The following is a 22,625-nucleotide window of genomic DNA, read 5'->3' on the forward strand; positions in this document are numbered from 1 at the left end:
GGATGCTCTTGGCGACCGCAGCGCGGATTGCCGCGCTGATCAATGCCCGCCCCGGCGAACTGCGCGCTGCACTGGCCGGCTTCGGACTGTTCTTCTGCCTGTTCTCTGGCTACTTCATGCTGCGGCCGATTCGCGAGTCCATGGGCATTCAGGGCGGCGTGGAGAACCTGCAATGGCTGTTCACCGCGACCTTCGTCGCCATGTTGCTGGCGGTGCCGCTGTTCGCCTGGCTCAATTCCCGGGTGGCGCGCATCCATTACATCGACTGGGTGTACGGCTTCTTTTGCACCAACCTGCTGCTGTTCGCCGCGCTGTTCTTCCTGTTGCGCGACGGCATCTGGCTGGCACGGGTGTTCTATGTGTGGATCTCGGTCTACAACCTGTTCGTGGTGTCGGTGGCCTGGAGCCTGATGGCCGATGTGTTCGACGCGCCCCAGGCGCGCCGGCTGTTCGCCTTCATCGCCGCCGGGGCCAGTGTCGGCGGGCTGGTTGGTCCCGCGCTGAGCGCATTGCTGGTGGGCGTGCTCGGGCAGTTCGGACTGATGCTGCTGGCGGCACTGCTGCTGGCCGTGGCGGTGGCGCTCAAGCACTATCTGATGGCCTGGCGCGACGTGCAGGGTGCCGGGCGTCCCGGTGCCGAGCATGCCGAGACGCCGAAACGTCCGGTGGCAGGCAACCCGTTCAGCGGTCTGACCCGGGTGCTGGGTTCGGGTTACCTGCTGGGTATCGCGGTGTTCGTGCTGCTGCTGACCACGGCCAGCACATTTCTGTACTTCGAGCAGGCGCGGCTGGTGGCGGAACTGTTCCCCGACAGGGCTGGCCAGGTGCGGGTATTCGCTGCGATCGACTTTCTGGTGCAGGCCGGTGCGCTGCTGTCGCAACTGTTTCTCACCGGGCGCATCGCCCAGCGCCTGGGGGTGCGGGTACTGCTCGCCGCGGTGCCGGCGCTGGTCTGCCTGGGCTTCGTCGGCCTGGCACTGGCGCCGGCCTTCGCCGTGCTGGCGGCGGTGATGATCGTGCGTCGCATCGGCGAATACGCTTTCGTCCGGCCGGGGCGCGAGATGCTCTTCGCACCGCTGGATGCCGAGAGCAAGTACAAGGCCAAGAATTTCATCGACACCGTCGTCTATCGCGGTGGCGATGCATTGAGCGGCTGGGCCAGGAGTCTGCTCGACGGCCTCGGGCAGGGGACCTGGCTGGTCGCCGTGTCCGGTGCCGTGCTTGCTGCGCTCTGGGGCCTGGTGGGCTGGTTGCTCGGCGGGCGCGCCGATCGCGCCAGCGCTGGCGAGGATGGGGAGCACCAGGCATCGTCGCGACCCTTAACCGGACGAAGCCGCTGAACCTCGCAGGCGCCAGCGCCTCGAACCCTAGTAGGTACGTCATCTATCAGGAGTAGTCGTATGCATGTTCAGGTCAACAGCAACCACATTCCCGGCAGCGTAGAGCTGCACGAGTGGGTCGGTACTACCGTCGAGGGCCGCTTGGAGCGGTTCGACGATTTCCTGACCCGCGTGGAAGTCCATCTCAGCGACGAGAATGCACAGAAGGCCGGTGCCGATGACAAGCGCTGCCAGATCGAAGCCCGTCCCAAGGGCCATCAGGCGGTGTCCGTCACGCACAAGGCCGAGTCCATGCAGTTGGCCGTCGATGGCGCCGCCGAGAAGATGCACCATGCGCTGGAGCATCTGATGGGCAAGCTGGACACGCGGGTATTGTCGAGCGGCGAGCTAAATGATCCGTTGCTGGATGAACAGCCCCAGGCCGTCAAGGATGCCATGCTAGAAGAGGAGTTCCTGGAAAAGCAGGACGAGCTCGACAAGTGACGGCGATGGCCCCGGTCGGTCGCCGGGGCATCCGTCCTGAGCGGGCCATCGACCCTCTCCTCGCGTTCCGACCTGTCTGGCGCCTGGGCATGGGCCGCGAACGCTTACCTGTGGTCAGTCCGGTCGATATCCATGCAGATCATTCTCGTACGGCACGGTAGACCCGATCACGCCGCGGCGCGCTGGAGCACGCCGGCCGGTATGAAGGCTTGGGTCGAGCGCTATAACTCCGCCGCGGTCGTCGCTGGCGAGCGGCCGGATGGCCTGGTAGTCCTTGCATCCTCGGTGGGTGTGGTGGTCTGCAGTTCGTTGCAGCGTTGCATCGAGTCCCGCTCACACCTGGAGTGCGATTGCTGCGAGGTGCCCGACCCGCTGTTCGCCGAGCCGCACCTGCCCTATCCGGACTGGGGCTTGCCTGTGCTGCCGTCGAGGTTCTGGCGCGTGGTGTTTCGTACGGCATGGTTCTTCAGTTTTTCCAGCCACACCGAGCATGTCCGCGCCACAACCGAGCGCGCCAGCCGGGCGGCGGATCGTCTGATCGAATTGGCCGAAGCCAACCACAGCGTCTTGCTGATGGGGCACAAGATCATGAACGCTCTGATCGCGCGGCAGCTCCGCCAACGCGGCTGGCGCGGTCCTCCCTTTCCCTTGTTTTCTGGCTATTGGCAACCGAGTCGTTATGCGAAGGCGCCGGGCTAATCCAAAGTGCTTCCCGCCGATCCAGACGCACTCTATGAAGGGAATCGGGACTAGGCTCTGTACGAAAAGTGCCTGCGCTCGGTGATGCTTCGTTAAATACGGGTTCGGAATGCTCATTTACAGCACGTAAACTCCGCCTCCTCACCCGTTTTTGCCTCGCCTGACCTTCGCTCGACGACTTTTCGTACAGAACCTAATACGCCCGCTGTGGATGCATTTGAGATGGTGCTTTGAAATGCCGCTCGCACCCCGCTTGTGCCAGCAGTCGAGCGCCGTCCGAACGTGCGGCGAAACGGGCGCCAGGCCGCGGGTCACGGAAGCTGGCATACGACGCTGGGCCATTTCAGGCGTGAGGTATGGCAAAAGGCTTACAGGGCGTAGCGCCGATCTCCGCTTCTGCCAAACCCCACAGGGTAATTAATCTACACACACTCTGAAGCGCAGGAAGCGCTCAGGATCAGGATGATCGACCACCGCCAGGAAGGCATTCGAAAGGACTTCGGACTGGTCAGAAAAAAACCCGCTTCGGCGGGTTTTTTGTTGCCTGCGTCGCCCCGGCTTGATGAGCCGCTGGAGAAAAAGGCCGCAATCCATCCCGCTTCAGCTGGGAATGCTCCAGCAGGTGGCATCGACTGGCTGGGCTGCTTCATCTATCGCGTCGATGAGGCCGCAGCGCAAGGCATCGTTCGGTTCGAGGATGCGTGGGGCGCCGCAAAGGTACGCGCGGATATCCAGTTGCTCTTCGGCGTCACGGGTTCTTTGCGCAACGATTCGCGCGTACAGATCCAGATCCCGGTCCAGGCTCATCGCATATTCGGAAATCCGCGCATGGTCCACCGATCCGCTCAGCGTCCAGTGAAAGGGATGGAACAGGAACTTGCTGTAGCAACAGGCAGTACGGCGCGTCCCGGCCAGGAAAACGATATTGCCCATTGATTCGACCGTGCCGAGGTTATGTGTATGTACCGGCACCGGAAGGGATCGAAGAAAGTTGTACAGGGAGAAACCATAACTGCACTCTCCGCCCATGGTGGCAATCTTGATCACCAGTTCGGAGGCGCCCTGCTTGATTGCCTGGCTGCAGTAATCGATAAGTTGGGCAGTGTTCACAGCATTGATAGGCGCCGTGAAATGAATGATATGGCTGCTCATAAATGGATTCTTTTGGTTTCCATATTGCGAACTGAAATAAAGGGCCCAGCTATTCGCGCTTTTTATATTTCCAGTAATGCTGAAGATTATGCTTTAGACTCGGCGCCGAAACGCTTGTCGGTCATCGGAAAAGAAAAAAGCCCTGTTGCCAGAAAAAATTATGAGCGAAGCGGGAAAGTTATTCCTTACCCGCTTCCCGCTTGCCTGGTTTAACTGTTGCGGCCACCTCCGTGGCTGTTCTCACCGCCCTTGCGGCCTGCCTCGGAGGCCTTTTCGCGGTCGTTGGCGAAATTGCCACCACTGTTCTCGCCGCCCTTGGCGCCGGCTTCGGCCGCACGCTCGGGGTCGTTCTTGAAGTTGCCGCCGCTGTTTTGTCCGCCTTTGCTGCCGGCTTCAGCTGCACGCTCGGGATCATTCTTGAAATTGCCACCGCTGTTTTGGCCACCCTTGCTGCCAATTTCCTGATAGAACTCCTTGTCGTGGCTTGCCGCGGTCGCTTCGCCGCCTTTTTGGCCGGCTTCGTTTACGCTCATGCTGCCCTTATTCTTGTCAACCATAATTGCCTCCGCAGAGTTGTAGTTTATTTCGCTAGCGGCGCTTGCGCTTGAATAAAAACGTTCAAGCAACGCCTCATAAGGTCTGAGGGGAGCCGCCCCAAGGAGTTCAGCGATATTGATATGCGTAGACGAGTGGTTGGCAACGTCTCGTTAAACGTGATTCATGGCGAGCATGAACATAGCGCGCGGCCTCGTGCCTGATATTGCCGCGATATCTGCATTGGGATGTTCTAGAGGTGCGTAGCCTTTGGTGCGGTTGCGCTGATTTGTTCGATCAGCCAGCGCAGCGCGGTATCGTTCTGCCGTTGCGCCAGACTTACGATATCCAGCTGGAATCCGTTCAGTTCGAACGGCAAGTCGAACAACTGCAGCGGCAGCAATCGCGCGAAATAGCGTGCCAGCTGCGTCGGCAGCACGGCAGCCAGATCGCTGCTGGCAATGATGTGCGCAGCCTGCAGGTAGTTGGGCGTGGTATAGACCACGTCCCGGCGCAGATCCTGCTCCTCCAGCCATTGATCGACCATGCCGCGCGTCTGTCCGCCGTGGACCCAGAGATGGCGCAGGCGCAGAAAATCGTCCAGATCGAGCGTCTCGCCAACCTGTGGGTGGCCCTTGCGCACCGCGACCTGCAGGGTTTCGCTGGCCCAGTGGCAGGCATGGAAGCGCGTCGGCACCTCGACGAAGCGGCCAAGAACCAGATCCAGTTCGCCTCTGTCCAGTGCCTCGGTGGGCAGGCTTGGTGTGAGATGCTCGATAGCCAGCTGGACACCTGGCGCAACCTGCGCCAGGCGCGCCATCAGCTTCGGCATGCAGAGCAGCTCGACGTAATCGGTCACGGCGATGACGAAGCGCTGGCGGCTGGTGGCCGGATCGAAGAAATCTCCGGCGTTGAGGGTGTGTTCGATCTGCTGCAGCGCATCGCGGATCGGTGCTTCCAGGCTGAGCGCCCGCGGGGTGGGTTGCATGCCGCGGCCGACACGTACCAGCAGCGGATCGTCGAGCAGTTCGCGCAAGCGATTGAGAGCGTTGCTCACCGCCGGTTGGCTGAGGGAAAGACGCTCGGCGGCGCGCGAAACGTTGCGTTCGCGAAGCAGGACATCCAGTACGCGCAGCAGGTTGAGGTCGAAGTTATAAATATTCATTCGGTGAATCCGAAACATCACAAGACTAAATTTCAAAAATAGTAGCGTCTTCGTCTATGGTTGGTCTCCAGTTTTTCCAGCCTTGCAACGAGGACAGCTGCAATGAGCCAAATCCGCTTCGCTATCCAGACCGCCGCCGTAATCGGCGCGGGCACCATGGGCCGCGGTATCGTCATGAGCCTGGCCAACGCCGGCGTGCAGGTGCGCTGGCTGGACAACAATCCCGAGATGCTCGAGCAGGCGTTGGGCGTGGTCGTCGATACCTACGCGCACAACGTTCGCCAGGGCCGCATCGATGAAGCCCTGGCCGAGGCGCGCCGGGCCTGCATCAGCAAGGCCGCGGATTACCAGGCGCTGGCCGATGTCGATCTGGTGATCGAGGCGGTGTACGAGAACCTCGAGCTGAAGCAGAAGATCTTCCGCGAGCTGGACGGTATCGTGAAGCCGGAGGCGATCCTCGCCAGCAACACCTCGGCGCTGGATATCGACGCTATTGCCGCCGCCACCGGGCGCCCGGAGCAGGTCGTGGGGCTGCATTTCTTCAGCCCGGCGCACATCATGAAACTGCTGGAAATCGTGCGCGGCGCGAAGACCTCGAAGCAAGTGCTTGAGGCTTCCACGGAGCTCGGCAAGCGTATGGGCAAGGTCAGCGTGATCGCCGGCAACTGCCAGGGGTTCATCGGCAACCGCATGCTCGCCACCTACGTGCGCGAGGCGCGGGCGATGCTGCTCGAGGGCGCCTACCCGCATCAGGTGGACGCCGCGCTGCAGGGCTTCGGCTTCGCCATGGGGCCGTTCCGCATGTACGACGTGGTCGGCATCGACCTGGAATGGCGCGCCCGCGAGCTGGCCGGCGAGGGCCAGGACGAGCCGGAAGTGCAGGTCGACAATCGTCTCTGCGAGCTGGGCCGCTTTGGCCAGAAGTCGCGCATGGGCTACTACCGCTACGCCGAGGGCAGCCGCCAGGCCGAGCACGATCCTGAAGTGGACGCGCTGGTGCAGCGCGAGTCCGAACGCCTCGGCTACCAGCGGCGCGACATCGGCAGTGAGGAGATCCTCGAACGCTGCCTGCTGGCGCTGGTCAACGAAGGCGCGAAAATCCTCGAGGAAGGCATGGCCGAGTCCAGCGCCGATATCGACACCGTCTACCTCTACGGTTACGGCTTCCCCGCCGAAGTCGGCGGGCCAATGACCTGGGCCGATCGTCAGGGCCTGCCGGCGATTCGCGACCGCCTCAATGCGCTGGCCGAGCGTCATGGCGAGCACTGGCAGCCGGCCGAGCTGATCGACAGCCTGGCCACCCTCGGCGGCCGTTTCGTCGACTACAAGCAGGAGGCCTGAGATGGAGTACAAGGCACCCCTGCGTGACATGCGCTTCGTGCTGCACGAGCTGTTCGACGCCACGGCCCATTGCGAGCTGCTCGGCAACGGCCTGGACCGCGAGCTGATCGACGGTGTGCTGGAGGAAGCCGCGCGCTACACCGGTGGCGAGATCGCGCCGCTCAATCGCAACAGCGACGAGGAGGGCGTGACCCTGGAAAACGGCGAAGTGAAGACGCCGCAAGGGTTCGTCGAGGCCTACAGGCAGTATGTCGACAATGGCTGGGCGAGCATGACCGGGCCGAGCGAGTACGGCGGCCAGGGTTTCCCACAGCTGGTGGCCTGCAACTTCCACGAGATGCTGATGGCGGCGTCGCTGTCATTCCGCATCTACTCCGGCCTGACCGAAGGCGCGGTGCTGGCGCTGTACAAGCACGGCAGCGATGAGCTGAAGAACGCTTACCTGACGAAGCTGGTCAGCGGCAGCTGGAGCGGCACCATGTGCCTCACCGAGCCGCAGGCCGGCACCGATCTCGCGTTGCTGCGCACCAAGGCCGAACCCCAGGCCGACGGCAGCTACAGGGTCAGCGGCAGCAAGATCTTCATCTCCGGTGGCGAGCACGACATGAGCGAGAACATCGTGCACCTGGTACTGGCGCGCCTGCCGGATGCACCGCCCGGTGTGAAGGGCATCAGCCTGTTGCTGGTGCCCAAGTTCATCGCCAAGGCCGACGGCACACCGGGCGAGCGCAACGCGCTGTCCTGCGGTGCCATCGAGCACAAGATGGGCATCAAGGGCGCGGCGACCTGTGTGATGAACTTCGACGGCGCCACCGGCTGGATCGTCGGAGAGCCCAACCAGGGACTGGCCTGCATGTTCACCATGATGAACGACGCGCGTTTCCAGGTAGGCTTGCAGGGTCTTGGCATCGCCGAGCAGGCGTACCAGGGCTCGCTGGCCTATGCCCGCGAACGGCTGCAATCGCGTGGACTGGCCGGTGCGCAATACCCGGACAAGCCGGCCGATCCGATCATCGTCCACCCGGACGTGCGGCGCATGCTGCTGACCCAGAAAACGCTGGTCGAGGGCAGCCGCATGCTGGCTGCCTACTGCGCGCGGCAGCTGGACCTCGAGCACGGCCATCCCGAGCCGAGCGACCGCAAGGCGGCGAGCAGGCGCGCGGCGCTGCTGATTCCCATCGTCAAGGCGTTCTTCACCGACATGGGCCAGGAAGTCGCCAGCCTGGGCGTGCAGGTCTATGGCGGTCACGGGTATATCCGCGAGTGGGGAATGGAACAGCTGATGCGCGACAGCCGCATCACCCAGCTCTACGAGGGCACCAACGGCATCCAGGCGCTGGACTATATACGCCGCAAGTTGCTTGGTGACGGCGGCGCGGAGCTGTCGGCATTGCAGGCGGAATTCAGCGAGGTCTGTGATCGGCAGATCGACCGGCCGGCACTGCATGACATGGCCAGCAAGGTGCAGGCGCGTATCGGCGAATGGCGCGAACTGAGTGCCGAGATCATCGCGGCCACCGGCCGCGATCCGCAGGAGATCGGTGCGGTTTCGGTGGATTTTCTGCAGTACTCGGCCTATGTCTTGCTGGCCGGATTATGGCTGCAGGCGGCGGGACGGGCACAGGATGCGCTGGAGCAGGGCGCGGGCGAGGCGGCGTTCTATCAGGCCAAGCTGGCCAGTGCGGATTTCTACCTGCGCCGGGTTTTGCCGCGCGCCAGTGCGCATCGTGAAGCGATCCAGGGCGGCGCCGAATGCCTGATGGCGCTGCCGGAAACGGATTTTGCGTTTTGATTTTGCGCTGGGTGAGGGCGCCCGACGAGCATTCCTTGTCGTTGTGGCGGGACGCGTAGTTGGTGTTCGCGAGCAAGCTCGCTCCTACAGGGGCAAACGGCGTACCTCGTCTGTAGGCGCGAGCCTGCTCGCGAAACGAGGAACGACAAAAACGTAGTTGCCTTCTGTAGAGACCCATACATATCAAGAGGATCACCATGCATCCGTTCAGCTTTGCCACAACCGCTCAATTGATCTGCGAGCCCGGCTCGTCGCGGCGGCTGGCCAGCCTCTGCAAGGAGCGCGGGGCGCGCTCGGTGCTGGTGGTGACCGATCCGGGCATTACCCGTTTCGGCCTGCTCAATGAGGTCTTGCCGGGCTTCGAGACCGAAGGGCTGCAGGTCGCCGTGTACGATCAGGTCATCGCCGATCCGCCGGAACACATCGTCACGGCTGCGGTGGAGCAGGCCAAATCGCTCAAAGCCGATCTGATCATCGGCTTCGGCGGCGGCAGCTCGATGGATGTCGCCAAGCTGGTGGCCTTGCTGGCGCATCCGGACTGCAGTCAATCGCTGCAGGATATCTATGGCGTGGGCAACGCCAAGGGCCAGCGCCTGCCGCTGATTCAGGTGCCGACCACCGCGGGCACCGGCTCGGAAGTCACGCAGATCGCCATCATCACCACCGGCGAAACAACCAAGATGGGCGTGGTCTCCACGCTCTTGTTGCCGGACCTGGCACTGCTCGACGCCGACCTCACCCTTGGCCTGCCTCCGGCGGTGACCGCAGCCACCGGTATCGACGCCATGGTGCATGCCATCGAGGCCTACACCAGCGCGCTGAAGAAAAACCCCATGTCCGACCTGCTGGCCCGCGAAGCGCTGCGCCTCTTGGCGGCCAATCTCGACGAGGCGGTGCACAACGGCAGCAACCGCGAGGCACGCCAGGCCATGCTGCTCGGCGCCTGTCTGGCCGGTCAGGCTTTTGCCAACGCGCCGGTGGCGGCGGTGCACGCGTTGGGCTACCCGTTGGGCGGCAATTTCCATATCCCGCATGGGCTGTCGAATGCGCTGGTGTTGCCGCAGGTGCTGCGTTTCAACGTCAGCGCGGCGGCTACCCACTATGGCGAGCTGGCGCCGATCATCCTCGGCGATCGCCTGCGCCAGGACGACCCTTCGAGCTACGCCGAGCAATTGATCGAGGCGTTCGAGCAGATGAGCGCGCGGGTTGGCCTGCCGACCCGTCTGCGCGACGCCGGCGTGCCGGAGGCGATGCTGCCGCAACTGGCGAAGGAAGCGATGCTGCAGCAGCGGCTGCTGGTCAACAACCCTCGCGAAGTGACCGAGGCCGATGCCCTGGCGATTTATCAGGCGGCGTACTGAGCGAACCCTTTCAATCACTGCGCTCCCGTGGAGAACGAGCATGCCCGAACAACCCAAGCACCTGCGCCGCGACTACAAGCACTTCCAGCCGATCACTACGCGCTGGCACGACAACGACATCTACGGCCATGTGAACAATGTCGTCTATTACGGCTTCTTCGACACCGCGGTGAACAACTACCTGATCCAGCAGGGCGGTCTGGACATCCGGGACGGCGAGATCGTCGGCTTCGTGGTCAGCTCGGCCTGCGACTATTTCGCCTCGATCGCCTATCCGGATCTTATCGAGGTGGGTGTACGGGTGGCGAAGCTGGGCAACTCTTCGGTGCAGTACGAGTTGGCGATTTTCCGCGAAGGCGAGCAGGAGGCCAGTGCCGCGGGCAGGTTCGTGCATGTGTTCGTCGAACGGGCAAGCAACCGCCCGACGGCCATCCCCGGGGGCTTGCGCGCCGCGCTGGAAGCGCTGGCCTGAGGCGGCTCGCTGCGGCAACTAAGGCAGCTGGAAAGATCGCCCGGAGCGGCTGAGGCTGGTCCGGGCGGTGCGCTGCCGTCTGCGAATGGCATGCTGCCGTCTGTGGTCCTCAGTGATGCTTGTGCTTGTGCTTGTAATGGCCTTTGGCCTTGCCGGGATGCCCGTAGTAACGGCGATCGTCCCGGTAGCGGCGGTCGCTGCGATCGTCGTCATCGCCATAGGCATTGCCGATTGCCCCACCGGCACCACCGCCGACGGCTGCGCCGATGAGTCCGCCGGTGCTGCCCCCGACGCGCTGCCCGATGACGTTGCCGCCGGCTGCACCGAGGCCGCCGCCAATCGCCGCTTCGGTGCGGCTGCGTTTGTCCGCGCCGACCATGCCGCCTGCCGCGCCGCCAACACCGGCACCGATGGTGGCGCCGGTAGCGCCCCCCAGATGCTCTCCAACCACCGAACCGAGGGCACCGCCCAGGGCACCACCGACGGCGGCTTCGGTGTTATTGCCGGCGAAGGCGGCACCGCTGAGCAGAGAGGCGGACAACAGGCAAATCGAGGCGTACTTCATGGCGTGTTCCCGTAAGTGGAGTTGCGCCGCGATCCTTACCCGCCGCTCCGCTTCGGGCAAGGCCTTGCCGATGAAATGCGTGATGCTCTGCTCGTTTCATAACTCTTTGATTTTTAGCGGGAACCGGGGCCCTTTCCGATGGTCACAGCTGGCTTGCAGCGGGCCCGATCAGCACTGTTGCGCCGTTGCATGCGGGCATCGGATTCAGGCATCGGGTGCCGTCTTCATCAGTGCAGCCGGGCTGTAGACCCGCGGCGGGCTGTGCTGCGGCAGATGAATCAGGTTCAGGTTGTGTCGTTGTGCCCACTGGGCGGCGAGACCGGTGGGTGAAGACAGGCTCACCAGGGTCGGGATGCCGGCCCGCTGCACCTTGTGCACCAGCTCCAGGCTGCAGCGACTGGTGACGATCGCCAGTCCGCCATCCGCCGTGTAGCCGGCGCGTGTCATGGCGCCGATCAGCTTGTCCAGCGCATTGTGCCGGCCGATATCCTCGCGTCCCAGGCGTAGCGTGCCGCTGGCGTCCATGAACAATGCGGCGTGCATGGCGCCGCAATCACGCCCCAGTGGCTGAAACTCACCGATGCGCTGGCGCAGGTCCTGCAGCCAGTGCGCAGGCGGCAGCGCCGCGGGTGGCATCACCGGCAGCCGGGGCAAGGCCTGCTCCAGCGCCTCGACGCCACACAGGCCGCAGCTGCTGTTGCCCGGCAGTTGTCGACGCTGTCGCTTGAGCCGCCAGAAGGTGCGACTGGATATCTCGACTTCCGCGCGTCGCGCATTGCCGCTGCCCTGCAGGCGGATGTCGTAGATGTCCGCCAGCGAATCAATGAAGCCGTTGGCCAGTGTGAAACCGACGACGAAATCCTCCAGGTCGGCTGGCGAAAGCATCATCACCGCCTGGTTGAGGCCGTTGTAGGCGACCGCCAGCGCGCATTCCTCGGCGAGAGCCGCCGTGCGCTGCTCGGCTTCTTCGATAGGCTGATAGCAATAACGCTGGCTGGCGCCAGCGGGCGATTGCGTGGCGGCGGTGCAGCCAGCGGTCAGACGAGGCGGGGCATTCATCGGCAAGCTCGTTCCTGATAGGTCTTGCAGGGTCGGCAGTTGGGCAGGCGGATTGCCGGGCAGGCGCCCAATGGCTGCGCCAGCGGCCGATGGATAGGGGTTATGACCGTGGCCGGCCGCGGACGATTCACCGTTGGTCGTTCTTCGCCAGCATGTCGCGCACGCGCTTGGCGAGCGCGTCCAGGTTGAACGGCTTGCCGATCATATCCATACCCGGTTCGAGGAAGTCCGGGTTGGCCGCCTGGCGCGCATATCCGGTCATGAACAGCACCGGCAGGCCGGGGTGTTGCTGGCGTGCGATATCGGCCAGCTGACGTCCGTTCATCCCCGGCAGGCCGACATCGGTCACCAGCAGGTCGATGGCCGCCGCGTCTTCGAGGATGCGCACAGCGGCGTTGCCGTCAGCCGCTTCCAGGGCCTGGTAGCCGAGCATCCGCAGTACGTCGATAACCAGCAGGCGCACCGCCGGGTCATCCTCCACCACCAGGACTGTCTCGCCCTGTTGCGCGCGCAACGGGCCTTCCGTCTCGCCGGACGGCGGGGCCGCCTCAGCCAGATCGTCGAACACCGGCAGGTAGAGGCTGACCTGGGTGCCCTGGTCGGGCTCGCTGGCGATCTGCACGTGGCCGCCGGCCTGGCGGGTGAAGCCATAGACCATGGACAGGCCCAGTCCGGTGCCCTGGCCGATCGGCTTGGTGGTGAAAAAGGGTTCGAAGACGCTGGCCAGGACCTTGGCACTCATGCCGCAGCCGCTGTCGGTAAGACGCAGGATGACGTAGCGGCCGGGCGCCAGTTCGCCCACCTCGCCCTGTTGGCGAAGTTCGACATTGCGTGTTTCCAGCAGCAGGTCTCCGCCGTCGGGCATGGCGTCGCGGGCATTGATGACCAGATTGAGCAGCGCGCTCTCCAACTGGTTTTCGTCGCTCGATACCGGCCACAGGCCGTCCTGCAACTGGTTGCGAATGTGGATATGGCAGCCCAGGGTCCGGCTGAGCAGATCGTGCATCGAGTCGATCAGCTGGTTCAGTTCTACGCGCCTGAGATTCAGCGGCTGCCGGCGGGCGAAGGCGAGCAGGCGATGGGTCAGCGCCGCGGCGCGGTTGGCCGAGGTCACCGCCGCTTCGATGAAGCGCTGGGTTTCGCCATGACGGCCGGACTGGATGTAGCGCTGGATCAGGTCCAGGCCGCCGATGATGCCGGTCAGCATGTTGTTGAAGTCATGGGCGATGCCGCCGGTCAGCTGGCCTACGGCCTCCATCTTCTGTGCCTGGCGTAGCGCGTCCTGCGCCTGCTCGCGGCTGGCCATTTCCCTGAGCAACCGCTCGTAGACTTCGGCCAGCGCCTGGGTACGCTCCTGGATCCGGCTCTCCAGCGTCTCGTTGAGTTCGCGCAGGGCCTGCTCGGCGCGCCAGCGCTCGGTGACGTCCAGCGACATGACGAAAAAGCCCAGCACCTTGTCCTGAGCGTCACGGCGCGGCAGATAGTGGACCAGCATGCGCCGTGGCTGTCCGTCGCGGTGGAGGCTGCTGGCCTCGAAAATCACGTCCTGACCGGCCAGCGCAGCGCGGATGCTCTCGCGTCGTTCGGCGTACACCTTTTCGCCCAGCACCGCCCGGGCGGTTTTGCCGCGCAGCCACTCGATGGGATGGCCGAACCAGTCGCTGTAGTAGCGGTTGTTGAAACGAAAGCGTTCGGCCGTGTCGATATAGCCGATCAGCACGGGCAGCGCGTCGGTGATCATCTTCAGTTCGGCTTCGTTCTGGCGCAGCGCATCTTCGCTTGCCTGCTGCTGGGTGATGTTCATCACCGCGCCGGGGAAGCGCTGCGGCCGCCCATCCTCATCGCAATGGCGGCGTCCCCGCGCCAGTGCCCAATGCGTCTCGCCGTCTGGCTTGCGCAGGCGATAGCGTTGCTCGAGGTCGCCGCCCCTGGCGATGCAATGAGCCAGTGCCGCCTGCAGTCGCGGCCGATCTTCGGGGTGGACATGATCGAAGAAGTCTTCGGTGCGCAGGCCGGTCGGCCCTGATCGTTCCACCGGGACGATGCGCAGGAGTTCGGCATCCTCGGGTAGGTCGCTACTGGCGAGGTCCCAGTCCCATATGCCGATCAGGTTGCTCGCCTCCAGCGCCAGTTGCAGGCGCTGTCCGCTGATCCGGTGCGCTTCGGCGCTGAGCTTGTAATGCAGGGCGGTTCGCGACAGGCGCGTCTCGGTACGCACGCGCTCGCTGGTTTCGCTAAGGCACAGCAGCAATCCGCCGATGCCGGGCGCATCGCGGATGGGGCTCAGCGCGAGGTCGAACCAGGCTTCGACCAGCTGCCCGTCGCGCTCCAGTGCCAGTCGCTGATTGCGCAGTATTCGCGCCTCGCCGCGACGGGCTCTGTCGCAGGCGGGATCGAGCAGTTCCCAGGTGGCGCCCCAGCGGTGGCAGGCAGGCTGGCCGAGTTCGGCCGGATGGCGGTCGCCGAGCAGCGCGGCGTGGGCATCGTTGTACAGCTGCAACGCCTGGTCGCCCCAGAGGATGCACATGGGCAGTGGCGCGTCGAGAATGGTTTCGAGCAGCAGTCGCAGCGACTGCGGCCAGGTGGCGGAGCAGCCGAGTGCGGTTTCGCCCCAGGGGTGCCGGCGAATGCGTTCGCTCATCTCGCTTTGACTGTGGGGCCAGGGTCCGGCGCCTACTGCTGCCATGTCACTTCCTATCGATCATCCGTGGCTGAACTGCGGGTGGCGGACATCGAGCGCCCGGCGCGCCGTTTCGATGCGTGCCGGCCCTGACTCTTCCCGAGCCGGTTCCCGCCGACGGCAACTGCCGCGTAGTGTAAATCGTCCGGATGGCCGGCGGCAGAGCCAGCCGTCACGCTAGCTGATCGAGCAGGCTTCCCGCTAGCTCGCGGTAGTCGTCGACGGCAGCGAATTCCTCGGTGTCCTTGGGTGCGCGGCGGCTGTCCGGCTCGCGCACCGCGAGCAGGTGCGCGATGCCGAAGCGCCCGGCGCTGCGCAGGATCGGCAGGCTGTCGTCGATGAACAGCGCGCGGGCCGGGTCGAAATCCAGGTCCTGGCGCAGGGCATGCCAGAACTGTCCTTCTTCCTTCGGGAACCCATAGTCGTGGGAACTGATCAGCCGGTCGAACCAGGGCTCCAGCTCCACCTTCTCGAGCTTGAGCGACAACGAATCGCGGTGGGCATTGGTGATCAGCACCACGCGCTTGCCGGCCTTGCGCAGCGCTTCGAGAAAAACGTCGGCCGAAGGGCGCAGGGCGATCAGCTCGGCGATCTCGCGCTTCATCTCGCGAATCGGCAGGTTCAGCTCGCGGGTCCAGTAGTCCAGGCAGTACCAGGTGAGCTTGCCGACGTGTTCGTTGAACAACGGTGCCAGCTCCAGCTCGGCCATGGCGCGGCTGATGCCGTGCAGCTCGGCATAGCGCTGCGGCAGCAGTTCGAGCCAGAAGTGGTTGTCGAAGTGGAGATCCAGCAGGGTACCGTCCATGTCGAGCAGGACGGTGTCGATTTCGGACCAGGGCAGGTTGGCGGTCATGGGCGGACTCGAGTGGCGGCAAGGGATGGGCAGGGTACGGCGGTCGGCTGTCGCAAAGCACTCGCGGCCGGCGCGGGAAGCCGGGTTATGATAGCCGCTCGCGTTTCCAGGAGTTTTCCATGCGCCAGAAACCCACTGTACTTGCCCGTGAGATCGTCGCCAGCAGCCGGCTGTTCCGTGTCGAGGAACTGCAGCTGCGATTTTCCAACGGTGTGGAGCGCACCTATGAACGGCTGGTCGGCAAGGGCAACGGCTATGGCGCGGTGATGATCGTGGCGCTGGCCGATGCCGAGAATGCACTGCTGGTCGAGGAGTATTGCGGCGGCACCGACAGCTACGAGCTGTCCTTGCCCAAGGGGCTGATCGAGCCGGGAGAGGACGTGCTCGAGGCCGCCAATCGCGAACTCAAGGAAGAAGCCGGTTTCGGCGCCCGGCGCCTGGAACTGCTCACCGAGCTGTCATTGTCGCCGGGGTACATGAGCCAGAAGATCCAGGTGGTGCTGGCTCGCGACCTGTATCCCGAGCAGCTGCCCGGTGACGAGCCTGAGCCGATGCGTCTTGAGCAGGTGAGCCTGCATGAGCTGTCGAGCCTGGTGCAGCATCCCCAGTTCAGCGAAGGGCGGGCCCTGGCTGCGCTCTATCTGGCCCGGGATCTTCTGACCCAGCGTGGGGAGTTTGGCCAATGACTCATGCATATCTGGCGGCGGTAATCGATCTGGTGCGTCAGGCGGGCGAGGTGATCCTGCCGCACTGGCGTAGCGAACTGGTGGTGGAGGCCAAGGCCGACGAGTCGCCCGTGACCGCGGCGGACATGGCCGCCCACCATGTTCTGCTGGACGGGCTGATGGCGCTGGATGGCAGCATTCCGGTGCTGTCGGAAGAAGACTGCGTGGTGCCCCTGGCCGAGCGTGCCAGCTGGACCCGCTGGTGGCTGGTCGACCCGCTGGATGGAACCAAGGAGTTCATCGCCGGCAGTGAGGAGTTCACCGTCAACGTGGCGCTGATCGAGCAGGGCGAGGTGCGCTTCGGCGTGGTCGGCATTCCGGCGTCCGGGCGTTGCTATTACGGCGGCAGGGATTTCGGCGCCTGGCGCAGCGAAGCCTCGGGCGCTGCCCAGCCGCTGCGCGTGCGTCAGCAGAGTGCGGATGCCTTCACGGTGGTTGCCAGTCGTCGCCACAGCAGTCCGTCGCAAGAGCAATTGCTGGGTCGCCTGCGCCAGCGCTTCGGTGAGCTGGCGTTGGCCAATGTGGGCAGTTCGCTGAAGTTCTGCCTGCTCGCCGAAGGCGCCGCAGATTGCTATCCGCGTCTGGCGCCGACCTCGCAGTGGGACACCGCTGCGGCGCAGGGCGTGCTGGAAGGGGCGGGTGGCGAAGTGCTGGAGGTCAGCGGCGCGCCGCTGCGCTATGCGCCGCGGGACAGCTATCTCAACCCATCATTCCTGGCCTTGCCCAAAGGTGTCGATTGGCGTGACAGCCTGATCGAGATGGCCGCGCAGAGCGACAAGGGCCAGCCGGCATGACGTGCTGGCCGCGGGAACGCTGGACAATGAAAAGCCGCTGGAGCCGCAAGCTCAAGGCTGGAAGAAAAAGCTTGGCGGCTGCGGGCCGAACGCTGGGCGGCAGCCTCCAGCCTCTTATTTGTGCAGCACGAACTGCCCGGTGAAACGCACGGCATCGCGCCCGTCGGCGGCCAGGATGCGACTGTGCAGTTCCAGCCGCGAGCGGCCCCGGCGACGATAGATCGCTTCGAAACGCTCCCACGCCTCAGGGCTCGGTGCCGAGCAGATGGCCATGGCGTCGTCGACCACGGGCAGCGGGTATTCGATCTTGCCTTCGTGAATGACGATGTGGCCGTCTTCGATGCCGGCTTCGCGCAGTCGCAGATGCAGCCAGCCCCAGCCAGCCAGCACCGCAGCGCAGTAGAGGCTGCCGCCGAACATGCTGCTCTTGTGATTGATGTTCGGCTGCAGCGGTACCTGCAGGCGCAACTCATGGTTTTCCCACTGCTCGACACGCAGCCCCAGCGAGCGGGTCAGCGGAATGTCGTGATGGAGGATGGCTTCCAGGTAGCGGCTATCGCGGCTCATGCCGGGTAGGTTCCTAAACGTTACAAAGATACAGACAGACGCCAAGCATGACTCCTGAGTCACGGTTTGGCCAGTCCGTTCGCTCCATTTGCCGGGCTTGTGCAGCCCGCATGGCGCCTGCGCTGCGGCTGGGCGGCAGGTGCGCCACAGGGGCGGGCGCGATGCGTAACGGTGCGTCGGCTTCAGCCCTCGGATTTGCTCCGGTAGGCGCAATAGCCTGGGCGTGGGCCGATGCGCGGGTGGTTGCGGCAGGTGTCCGGTCGCTTGGCATAGACCGTGCAAAGACGGGTTTTGCGGTCCAGATAGAGGCAGTCGCCATTGGTGTGGCGGGTCAGCGTGAAGACCTCGTGCTTGTGATTGAAGTGTTCGACGATGCCGGCCTTGCTCAGGCGCTTGGCGATGTTCTTCGCCGGCTCTTCGCGCTCGAACGCATCGACCAGTTCCAGCCGGATCAGGTCGTCGATGCGCACCTCCACCGGCAAGGTGCAGCAGGTCGCATGGCAGTCACGGCACAGGCCGGCGCTGTAGCGCACCCAGGTTTCCAGGCGTTCCGGGTCGGCGGAGGCGATCAGTCTTGTCTTCACGGGCGGTCTTTCGGTGCGGTTGGGCGGGCGGATCATAGCGACTCGCGCGCCGATTACCAGCGTCTTCCGGTGTCGCTGACCGGACAGGCGGTAGCGCAGATGTAAAGGAAACCTGCAAACCTCTTGCGGAACGTCGAACGGAGGTGAACGGGCGCGACTGCCGTGAGTCCCTCTTGTGTGTCTTCGCTAACCGAGGTCTGTTCATGACGCAGGAATCAGCCGTTGCTACCGCCGATGAAGTTGCCGCTTTTCGTGAGCGGGTGTTGCGCAAGCTCACCTATTCGGTGGGCAAGGACCCGGAGAATGCCTCCGATTACGACTGGTTCCATGCGGTAGCCCTGGCCACGCGCGACAGCACCATCGACCGCTGGATGGACTGTACGCGCGAGGCATATACCAGCGGACAGAAGCGAGTCTATTACCTCTCGCTGGAATTCCTCATCGGCCGGCTGCTGGTGGATAGCCTGAGCAACCTGGGCTTGTTCGAGGTGGCGCGCGAGGCGCTGGCCGGGCTCGACGTGGACATCGACCAGATCCGCCTGCTGGAGCCCGACGCGGCACTGGGCAATGGCGGCCTCGGACGGCTTGCGGCGTGTTTCATGGAAAGCATGGCGACGCTGGGCGTCGTCTCCCACGGCTACGGCATCCGCTACGACCACGGCCTGTTCCGTCAGGCCATCGTCGATGGCTGGCAACACGAACAGACCGAGACCTGGCTGGATCTGGGCAACCCCTGGGAGTTCGAGCGCTCCGAGGTGAAGTACCTGATCGGCTTCGGCGGCAACGTCACCGCGGCCACCAACGAAAAGGGCGCAACCCAGCACTTCTGGCATTGGGCCGAGGGCGTGCGGGCGATCGCCTATGACACCCCGATCGTCGGCTGGCGTGGTGCCGGGGTGAATACCCTGCGCCTGTGGCGGGCCCGCCCCGAAGCGGATTTTCACCTGGCACGCTTCAACGCCGGTGATCACATCGGCGCCGCAGCGGAAGAAGCCCGCGCGGAGAGTATTTCGCGGGTGCTCTATCCGGCCGACAGCACCGAGGCGGGACAGGAGCTGCGTCTGCGTCAGGAGTATTTCTTCGTCGCCGCCTCGCTGCAGGATCTGCTGCGCCGCCATCTAAAGCAGCGCGGCTCGCTGGACAACCTGCCCGACTTCACCTCGATCCAGCTCAACGACACCCATCCGGCCATCGCCGTGGCCGAGCTGATGCGCTTGCTGGTGGATGTGCACAGCTATGAATGGCAGCACGCCTGGCGGCTGACCACGGCAACGCTGTCCTACACCAACCACACGCTGTTGCCCGAAGCGCTGGAAACCTGGCCGGTGGGCCTGATGGAGCGCCTGCTGCCACGCCACATGCAGATCATCTACCTGATCAATGCCTACCATCTCGATTGCCTGCGCGAGCGCGGTATCCACGAAGCCGAGCTGCTGCGCTCGGTGTCGCTGATCGAAGAAGGCCACGGGCGCCGCGTGCGCATGGGTAACCTGGCATTCCTCGGTTCGCACAGCACCAACGGGGTTTCGGCGCTGCACACCCAGTTGATGCGCAAGACGGTATTCACCGATCTGCACGGCTTGTATCCGCAGCGGATCAACAACAAGACCAATGGCATTACCTTCCGCCGCTGGCTCTATCAGGCCAATCCCCAGCTGACCCAACTGCTGGTGGAGCACCTCGGCGAGGGCCTGCTCGATGCGCCGGAAACCCGCCTGCGCGAGCTCGAGCCATACGCCGAGCAGGCGCACTTCCGCCAGCGCTTCGCCGAGCAGCGGCTGGCCAACAAACGCCATCTGGCCAACGTGATTCTGGAGCGGGTGGGCATCAGCGTCGATCCGCAGGCGCTGTTCGACGTACACGTCAAGCGCATCCACGAATACAAGCGACAGCTGCTCAACCTGCTGCACACCGTCGCGCTGTATCACGCGATTCGCGACGATCCGGGCGGCAACTGGGTGCCGCGGGTGAAGATCTTCGCCGGCAAGGCGGCGGCCAGCTACCACCAGGCCAAGCTGATCATCAAGCTGGCCAACGACATCGCCACCACCATCAACGCCGACCCCACCGTGCGCGGCCTGCTCAAGGTGGTGTTCCTGCCCAACTACAATGTTAGCCTGGCCGAGGACATCATCCCGGCGGCCGATCTGTCCGAGCAGATTTCCACTGCCGGGCTCGAAGCCTCCGGCACCAGCAACATGAAGTTCGCCCTCAACGGCGCGCTGACCATTGGCACCCTCGACGGCGCCAATGTGGAGATGAGCGAGCAGATCGGCCTGGAGCACATGTTCATTTTCGGCCTCACGGCCCAGCAGGTGAATGCGCGCAAGCAGGCCAACGAATACAACGCCGAAGCGATCATCGGTGCCTCGCAGCGGCTTGGCGAAGTGCTATCGGCCATTCGTGGCGGTGCGTTCTCGGCAGGCGACCCGGGGCGTTATGTCGGCCTGGTGGACGGTATCAGCTGGCACGACACCTTCATGGTCTGTGCCGATTTCGAGGCGTACTGGCAGGCCCAGCTGGACGTCGAGGCGTGTTGGCGGGACCCGGCTCGTTGGTGGCGGTCGTCCGTATTGAACACCGCGCGCACGGGCTGGTTCTCGTCCGATCGCACCATCCGCGAGTACGCCCGGGAAGTCTGGACAGTGATGTGACGGCAGGCCCGCCGCCGCTTTCCCGCCGGCGGGCAGCCAAAAACTGCGGGGTGACGTGCTCGTGCTGGCCATCTGCTCGCCGTTGCGCTGAACTCTGCCGGGTCCCGGCCTGTCTCAGGGGAGTTAGTTTTCCTACGGCCCTGCTAAACTGCGCGGGTTTATCCTTCCTCCGGAGTCATTTCCATGTCACGCGTAACCCTCAGTCGCTACCTCATCGAGCAGACTCGCAGTAACAACACGCCTGCTGATCTGCGGTTTCTCATCGAGGTCGTGGCACGAGCGTGCAAGGAAATCAGCCACGCGGTCTCCAAGGGTGCCCTCGGTGGCGTATTGGGTAGCGCCGACAGCGAGAACATCCAGGGCGAAGTGCAGAAGAAGCTCGACGTGCTCTCCAACGAAATCCTGCTGGAGGCCAACGAGTGGGGCGGTCACCTGGCCGGCATGGCATCCGAGGAAATGGACAACGCCTACCAGATTCCCGGCAAGTACCCGAAGGGCGCTTATCTGCTGGTCTTCGATCCGCTGGACGGCTCGAGCAACATCGACGTCAACGTCTCGGTCGGTACCATCTTCTCCGTATTGCGCTGCCCGGATGCCTGTTTCAGCCAGAACGATGCGCTCGGCGAGGAAGCCTTCCTGCAGCCGGGGACCAAGCAGGTTGCTGCCGGCTATGCCATCTACGGGCCGCAGACCATGCTGATTCTGACCCTCGGCCACGGCGTGATGGGCTTCACGCTCGATCGTGAGCTGGGCAGTTTCGTGCTGACCCATGAAAACCTGAGCGTCCCGCAGAGCACCGCCGAATTCGCCATCAACATGTCCAACCAGCGCCACTGGGAAGAACCGGTCAAGCGCTACGTCGGCGAGCTGCTGGCCGGCAAGGAAGGTCCGCTGGGCAAGAACTACAACATGCGCTGGATCGCCTCGATGGTGGCCGATGTGCACCGTATCCTCACCCGCGGTGGCCTGTTCATGTATCCGCGCGACACGCGCGACCCGTCGATGGCTGGCAAGCTGCGCCTGATGTACGAGGCCAACCCGATGGCGATGATCGTCGAGCAGGCTGGTGGCGCCGCCACCAACGGTACGCAGCGGATCCTGGAAATTCAGCCGGAGTCCCTGCACCAGCGGGTGCCGGTGTTCCTCGGTTCGAAGGAAGAAGTCGAGCGCGTCACCGGCTACCACCAGGGCTGACCGATGCAGGCGCCCTGGCAGGACTTGCTCCACTGGTGGTTCGGCCAGGGCACCAGCGCCAGCGAGATTGCGGCCGAAAGGCAGCGCCTCTGGTTTGGCTACCGCGCAGAACAGGACGACGAGGCGCGCCAGCGCTTCGGCGCACTGGTCGAACAGGCTCTGAAAGGCGAGTTGCAGGACTGGGCCGAGTCGCCGGAGGGCTGGCTGGCCCTGGTGCTGTTGCTCGATCAGCTGCCGCGCATGATCCATCGCGACACACCGCGTGCGTTCGCCGGCGACGAGCGCGCGCAGCAGCTGGTTCGCGACGGACTGGCCCATGGCGGCGACATGCTGCTGGCGCCGATCCAGCGGGTGTTCATCTACCTGGTGCTGGAACACACCGAGAACCTGGCGGTACAGGATCTGGCCGTGGCCCACTTCGCGGCGTTGCGTGACATTGCCGACGAGCAGGAACAGCCGCTGTTTGCCGGCTTCCTCGATTATGCCGAGCGCCACCGCGATGTGATCTCCCGCTTCGGCCGTTTCCCGCATCGCAATGCCATTGTCGGTCGTGCATCCAGTGACGCCGAACGACTTTTTCTGCTACAGCCGGGTTCGTCCTTCTGAGCAAG

At 64.2% G+C, this 22,625-nt stretch carries 22 protein-coding genes; 13 read left to right on the top strand and 9 right to left on the bottom strand.

From position 1 onward, the window contains the following. Positions 1-2 precede the first annotated feature (2 nt). The 3 genes from B597_RS34790 to B597_RS34800 all read left to right on the top strand — a co-directional run bounded on the left by B597_RS34790 (position 3) and on the right by B597_RS34800 (position 2,522). On the top strand, positions 3-1,340 hold the full coding sequence (locus B597_RS34790) for an NTP/NDP exchange transporter (RefSeq protein WP_024162015.1): 1,338 nt from the start codon (positions 3-5) through the stop codon (positions 1,338-1,340). A 60-nt stretch (positions 1,341-1,400) separates the two neighbouring features. Then, the gene (locus tag B597_RS34795) at positions 1,401-1,823 is read left to right on the top strand and encodes an HPF/RaiA family ribosome-associated protein (protein WP_024162016.1); all 423 of its coding nucleotides are present in this window, start codon (positions 1,401-1,403) and stop codon (positions 1,821-1,823) included. A 132-nt stretch (positions 1,824-1,955) separates the two neighbouring features. Beyond that, positions 1,956-2,522, top strand: a complete 567-nt coding sequence (locus B597_RS34800; RefSeq protein WP_024162017.1) for a hypothetical protein — start codon at positions 1,956-1,958, stop codon at positions 2,520-2,522. Between the two features lie 600 nt (positions 2,523-3,122). On the opposite strand, the gene B597_RS34805 is transcribed toward B597_RS34800, so the two are convergent. Beyond that, positions 3,123-3,674, bottom strand: coding sequence for an ATP-dependent Clp protease proteolytic subunit (locus tag B597_RS34805; RefSeq protein WP_024162018.1), 552 nt, complete (start codon positions 3,672-3,674; stop codon positions 3,123-3,125). Between B597_RS34805 and B597_RS47015 the strand changes: the two genes are divergently transcribed. After that, the gene (locus B597_RS47015; protein WP_152028166.1) at positions 3,654-3,887 is read left to right on the top strand and encodes a hypothetical protein; all 234 of its coding nucleotides are present in this window, start codon (positions 3,654-3,656) and stop codon (positions 3,885-3,887) included. The genes B597_RS34805 and B597_RS47015 overlap by 21 nt on opposite strands. Here B597_RS47015 and B597_RS34810 read toward each other — a convergent pair. Both B597_RS34810 and B597_RS34815 read right to left on the bottom strand, forming a co-directional pair. Then, positions 3,884-4,231, bottom strand: coding sequence for a con-10 family general stress protein (locus B597_RS34810; RefSeq protein ID WP_024162019.1), 348 nt, complete (start codon positions 4,229-4,231; stop codon positions 3,884-3,886). The two genes, B597_RS47015 and B597_RS34810, sit on opposite strands and share 4 nt — an antisense overlap. 230 nt (positions 4,232-4,461) lie before the next feature. Continuing rightward, complete coding sequence (locus B597_RS34815) at positions 4,462-5,373, bottom strand: LysR family transcriptional regulator (protein WP_024162020.1); 912 nt, start codon at positions 5,371-5,373, stop codon at positions 4,462-4,464. Positions 5,374-5,475: 102 nt separating this feature from the next. Between B597_RS34815 and B597_RS34820 the strand changes: the two genes are divergently transcribed. From B597_RS34820 to B597_RS34835, 4 genes are all read left to right on the top strand, one after another. Further along, positions 5,476-6,714: a 3-hydroxyacyl-CoA dehydrogenase gene (locus tag B597_RS34820; RefSeq protein WP_024162021.1), complete on the top strand. Its 1,239-nt coding sequence runs from the start codon at positions 5,476-5,478 to the stop codon at positions 6,712-6,714. Between the two features lies 1 nt (position 6,715). After that, positions 6,716-8,506: an acyl-CoA dehydrogenase C-terminal domain-containing protein gene (locus B597_RS34825; RefSeq protein WP_024162022.1), complete on the top strand. Its 1,791-nt coding sequence runs from the start codon at positions 6,716-6,718 to the stop codon at positions 8,504-8,506. Positions 8,507-8,703: 197 nt separating this feature from the next. Then, a complete protein-coding gene (locus B597_RS34830) occupies positions 8,704-9,867 on the top strand; it encodes an iron-containing alcohol dehydrogenase (RefSeq protein WP_024162023.1) in 1,164 nt (387 codons plus the stop codon). 40 nt (positions 9,868-9,907) lie between these two features. Beyond that, positions 9,908-10,339 (top strand): acyl-CoA thioesterase, encoded by a 432-nt coding sequence (locus B597_RS34835; protein ID WP_024162024.1) that lies wholly within the window; start codon positions 9,908-9,910, stop codon positions 10,337-10,339. Positions 10,340-10,448: 109 nt separating this feature from the next. On the opposite strand, the gene B597_RS34840 is transcribed toward B597_RS34835, so the two are convergent. The 4 genes from B597_RS34840 to yrfG form a co-directional block, all read right to left on the bottom strand. Then, positions 10,449-10,904 (bottom strand): YMGG-like glycine zipper-containing protein, encoded by a 456-nt coding sequence (locus tag B597_RS34840; protein ID WP_024162025.1) that lies wholly within the window; start codon positions 10,902-10,904, stop codon positions 10,449-10,451. A gap of 204 nt (positions 10,905-11,108) precedes the next feature. Further along, positions 11,109-11,963, bottom strand: coding sequence for a formate dehydrogenase accessory sulfurtransferase FdhD (gene fdhD / locus B597_RS34845; RefSeq protein ID WP_024162026.1), 855 nt, complete (start codon positions 11,961-11,963; stop codon positions 11,109-11,111). A 127-nt stretch (positions 11,964-12,090) separates the two neighbouring features. Further along, positions 12,091-14,649, bottom strand: coding sequence for a PAS domain-containing hybrid sensor histidine kinase/response regulator (locus B597_RS34850; RefSeq protein ID WP_024162027.1), 2,559 nt, complete (start codon positions 14,647-14,649; stop codon positions 12,091-12,093). Between the two features lie 166 nt (positions 14,650-14,815). Then, complete coding sequence (gene yrfG, locus B597_RS34855; RefSeq protein ID WP_024162028.1) at positions 14,816-15,496, bottom strand: GMP/IMP nucleotidase; 681 nt, start codon at positions 15,494-15,496, stop codon at positions 14,816-14,818. A gap of 119 nt (positions 15,497-15,615) precedes the next feature. Between yrfG and nudE the strand changes: the two genes are divergently transcribed. Both nudE and cysQ read left to right on the top strand, forming a co-directional pair. Further along, on the top strand, positions 15,616-16,182 hold the full coding sequence (gene nudE / locus B597_RS34860; RefSeq protein WP_024162029.1) for an ADP compounds hydrolase NudE: 567 nt from the start codon (positions 15,616-15,618) through the stop codon (positions 16,180-16,182). Continuing rightward, a complete protein-coding gene (gene cysQ, locus B597_RS34865) occupies positions 16,179-17,015 on the top strand; it encodes a 3'(2'),5'-bisphosphate nucleotidase CysQ (RefSeq protein WP_024162030.1) in 837 nt (278 codons plus the stop codon). The genes nudE and cysQ overlap by 4 nt, the downstream gene beginning before the upstream one ends. Positions 17,016-17,129: 114 nt before the next feature. Here cysQ and B597_RS34870 read toward each other — a convergent pair whose 3' ends face one another. Together B597_RS34870 and B597_RS34875 are read right to left on the bottom strand one after the other, a co-directional pair. Next, positions 17,130-17,582: a thioesterase domain-containing protein gene (locus tag B597_RS34870; protein WP_024162031.1), complete on the bottom strand. Its 453-nt coding sequence runs from the start codon at positions 17,580-17,582 to the stop codon at positions 17,130-17,132. Between the two features lie 182 nt (positions 17,583-17,764). Continuing rightward, a complete protein-coding gene (locus B597_RS34875) occupies positions 17,765-18,202 on the bottom strand; it encodes a YkgJ family cysteine cluster protein (protein WP_226924969.1) in 438 nt (145 codons plus the stop codon). A gap of 167 nt (positions 18,203-18,369) precedes the next feature. On the opposite strand from B597_RS34875, the gene B597_RS34880 reads away from it, so the two are divergent. From B597_RS34880 to B597_RS34890, 3 genes are all read left to right on the top strand, one after another. Then, positions 18,370-20,820: a glycogen/starch/alpha-glucan phosphorylase gene (locus B597_RS34880; RefSeq protein ID WP_024162034.1), complete on the top strand. Its 2,451-nt coding sequence runs from the start codon at positions 18,370-18,372 to the stop codon at positions 20,818-20,820. A 183-nt stretch (positions 20,821-21,003) separates the two neighbouring features. Further along, entirely contained in the window at positions 21,004-22,014 is a 1,011-nt protein-coding gene (locus B597_RS34885; protein WP_024162035.1) for a class 1 fructose-bisphosphatase, read from the top strand. Between the two features lie 3 nt (positions 22,015-22,017). Next, entirely contained in the window at positions 22,018-22,620 is a 603-nt protein-coding gene (locus B597_RS34890) for a DUF924 family protein (RefSeq protein ID WP_024162036.1), read from the top strand. The last annotated feature ends 5 nt before the right edge of the window (positions 22,621-22,625 follow it).

Origin of the sequence: Stutzerimonas stutzeri KOS6 (genome assembly GCF_000307775.2) — a bacterium.
GTDB lineage: Bacteria > Pseudomonadota > Gammaproteobacteria > Pseudomonadales > Pseudomonadaceae > Stutzerimonas > Stutzerimonas stutzeri_B.

Excerpts from the sequence above, each read along its gene's own strand:
- B597_RS34790 (WP_024162015.1), top strand. The coding sequence starts at position 3 with ATGCTCTTGGCGACCGCAGCGCGGATTGCCGCGCTGATCAATGCCCGC.
- B597_RS34795 (WP_024162016.1), top strand. The coding sequence starts at position 1,401 with ATGCATGTTCAGGTCAACAGCAACCACATTCCCGGCAGCGTAGAGCTG.
- B597_RS34800 (WP_024162017.1), top strand. The coding sequence starts at position 1,956 with ATGCAGATCATTCTCGTACGGCACGGTAGACCCGATCACGCCGCGGCG.
- B597_RS47015 (WP_152028166.1), top strand. The coding sequence starts at position 3,654 with ATGAATGATATGGCTGCTCATAAATGGATTCTTTTGGTTTCCATATTG.
- B597_RS34805 (WP_024162018.1), bottom strand. The coding sequence starts at position 3,674 with ATGAGCAGCCATATCATTCATTTCACGGCGCCTATCAATGCTGTGAAC.
- B597_RS34810 (WP_024162019.1), bottom strand. The coding sequence starts at position 4,231 with ATGGTTGACAAGAATAAGGGCAGCATGAGCGTAAACGAAGCCGGCCAA.
- B597_RS34815 (WP_024162020.1), bottom strand. The coding sequence starts at position 5,373 with ATGAATATTTATAACTTCGACCTCAACCTGCTGCGCGTACTGGATGTC.
- B597_RS34820 (WP_024162021.1), top strand. The coding sequence starts at position 5,476 with ATGAGCCAAATCCGCTTCGCTATCCAGACCGCCGCCGTAATCGGCGCG.
- B597_RS34825 (WP_024162022.1), top strand. The coding sequence starts at position 6,716 with ATGGAGTACAAGGCACCCCTGCGTGACATGCGCTTCGTGCTGCACGAG.
- B597_RS34830 (WP_024162023.1), top strand. The coding sequence starts at position 8,704 with ATGCATCCGTTCAGCTTTGCCACAACCGCTCAATTGATCTGCGAGCCC.
- B597_RS34835 (WP_024162024.1), top strand. The coding sequence starts at position 9,908 with ATGCCCGAACAACCCAAGCACCTGCGCCGCGACTACAAGCACTTCCAG.
- B597_RS34840 (WP_024162025.1), bottom strand. The coding sequence starts at position 10,904 with ATGAAGTACGCCTCGATTTGCCTGTTGTCCGCCTCTCTGCTCAGCGGT.
- fdhD (WP_024162026.1), bottom strand. The coding sequence starts at position 11,963 with ATGAATGCCCCGCCTCGTCTGACCGCTGGCTGCACCGCCGCCACGCAA.
- B597_RS34850 (WP_024162027.1), bottom strand. The coding sequence starts at position 14,649 with ATGGCAGCAGTAGGCGCCGGACCCTGGCCCCACAGTCAAAGCGAGATG.
- yrfG (WP_024162028.1), bottom strand. The coding sequence starts at position 15,496 with ATGACCGCCAACCTGCCCTGGTCCGAAATCGACACCGTCCTGCTCGAC.
- nudE (WP_024162029.1), top strand. The coding sequence starts at position 15,616 with ATGCGCCAGAAACCCACTGTACTTGCCCGTGAGATCGTCGCCAGCAGC.
- cysQ (WP_024162030.1), top strand. The coding sequence starts at position 16,179 with ATGACTCATGCATATCTGGCGGCGGTAATCGATCTGGTGCGTCAGGCG.
- B597_RS34870 (WP_024162031.1), bottom strand. The coding sequence starts at position 17,582 with ATGAGCCGCGATAGCCGCTACCTGGAAGCCATCCTCCATCACGACATT.
- B597_RS34875 (WP_226924969.1), bottom strand. The coding sequence starts at position 18,202 with ATGATCCGCCCGCCCAACCGCACCGAAAGACCGCCCGTGAAGACAAGA.
- B597_RS34880 (WP_024162034.1), top strand. The coding sequence starts at position 18,370 with ATGACGCAGGAATCAGCCGTTGCTACCGCCGATGAAGTTGCCGCTTTT.
- B597_RS34885 (WP_024162035.1), top strand. The coding sequence starts at position 21,004 with ATGTCACGCGTAACCCTCAGTCGCTACCTCATCGAGCAGACTCGCAGT.
- B597_RS34890 (WP_024162036.1), top strand. The coding sequence starts at position 22,018 with ATGCAGGCGCCCTGGCAGGACTTGCTCCACTGGTGGTTCGGCCAGGGC.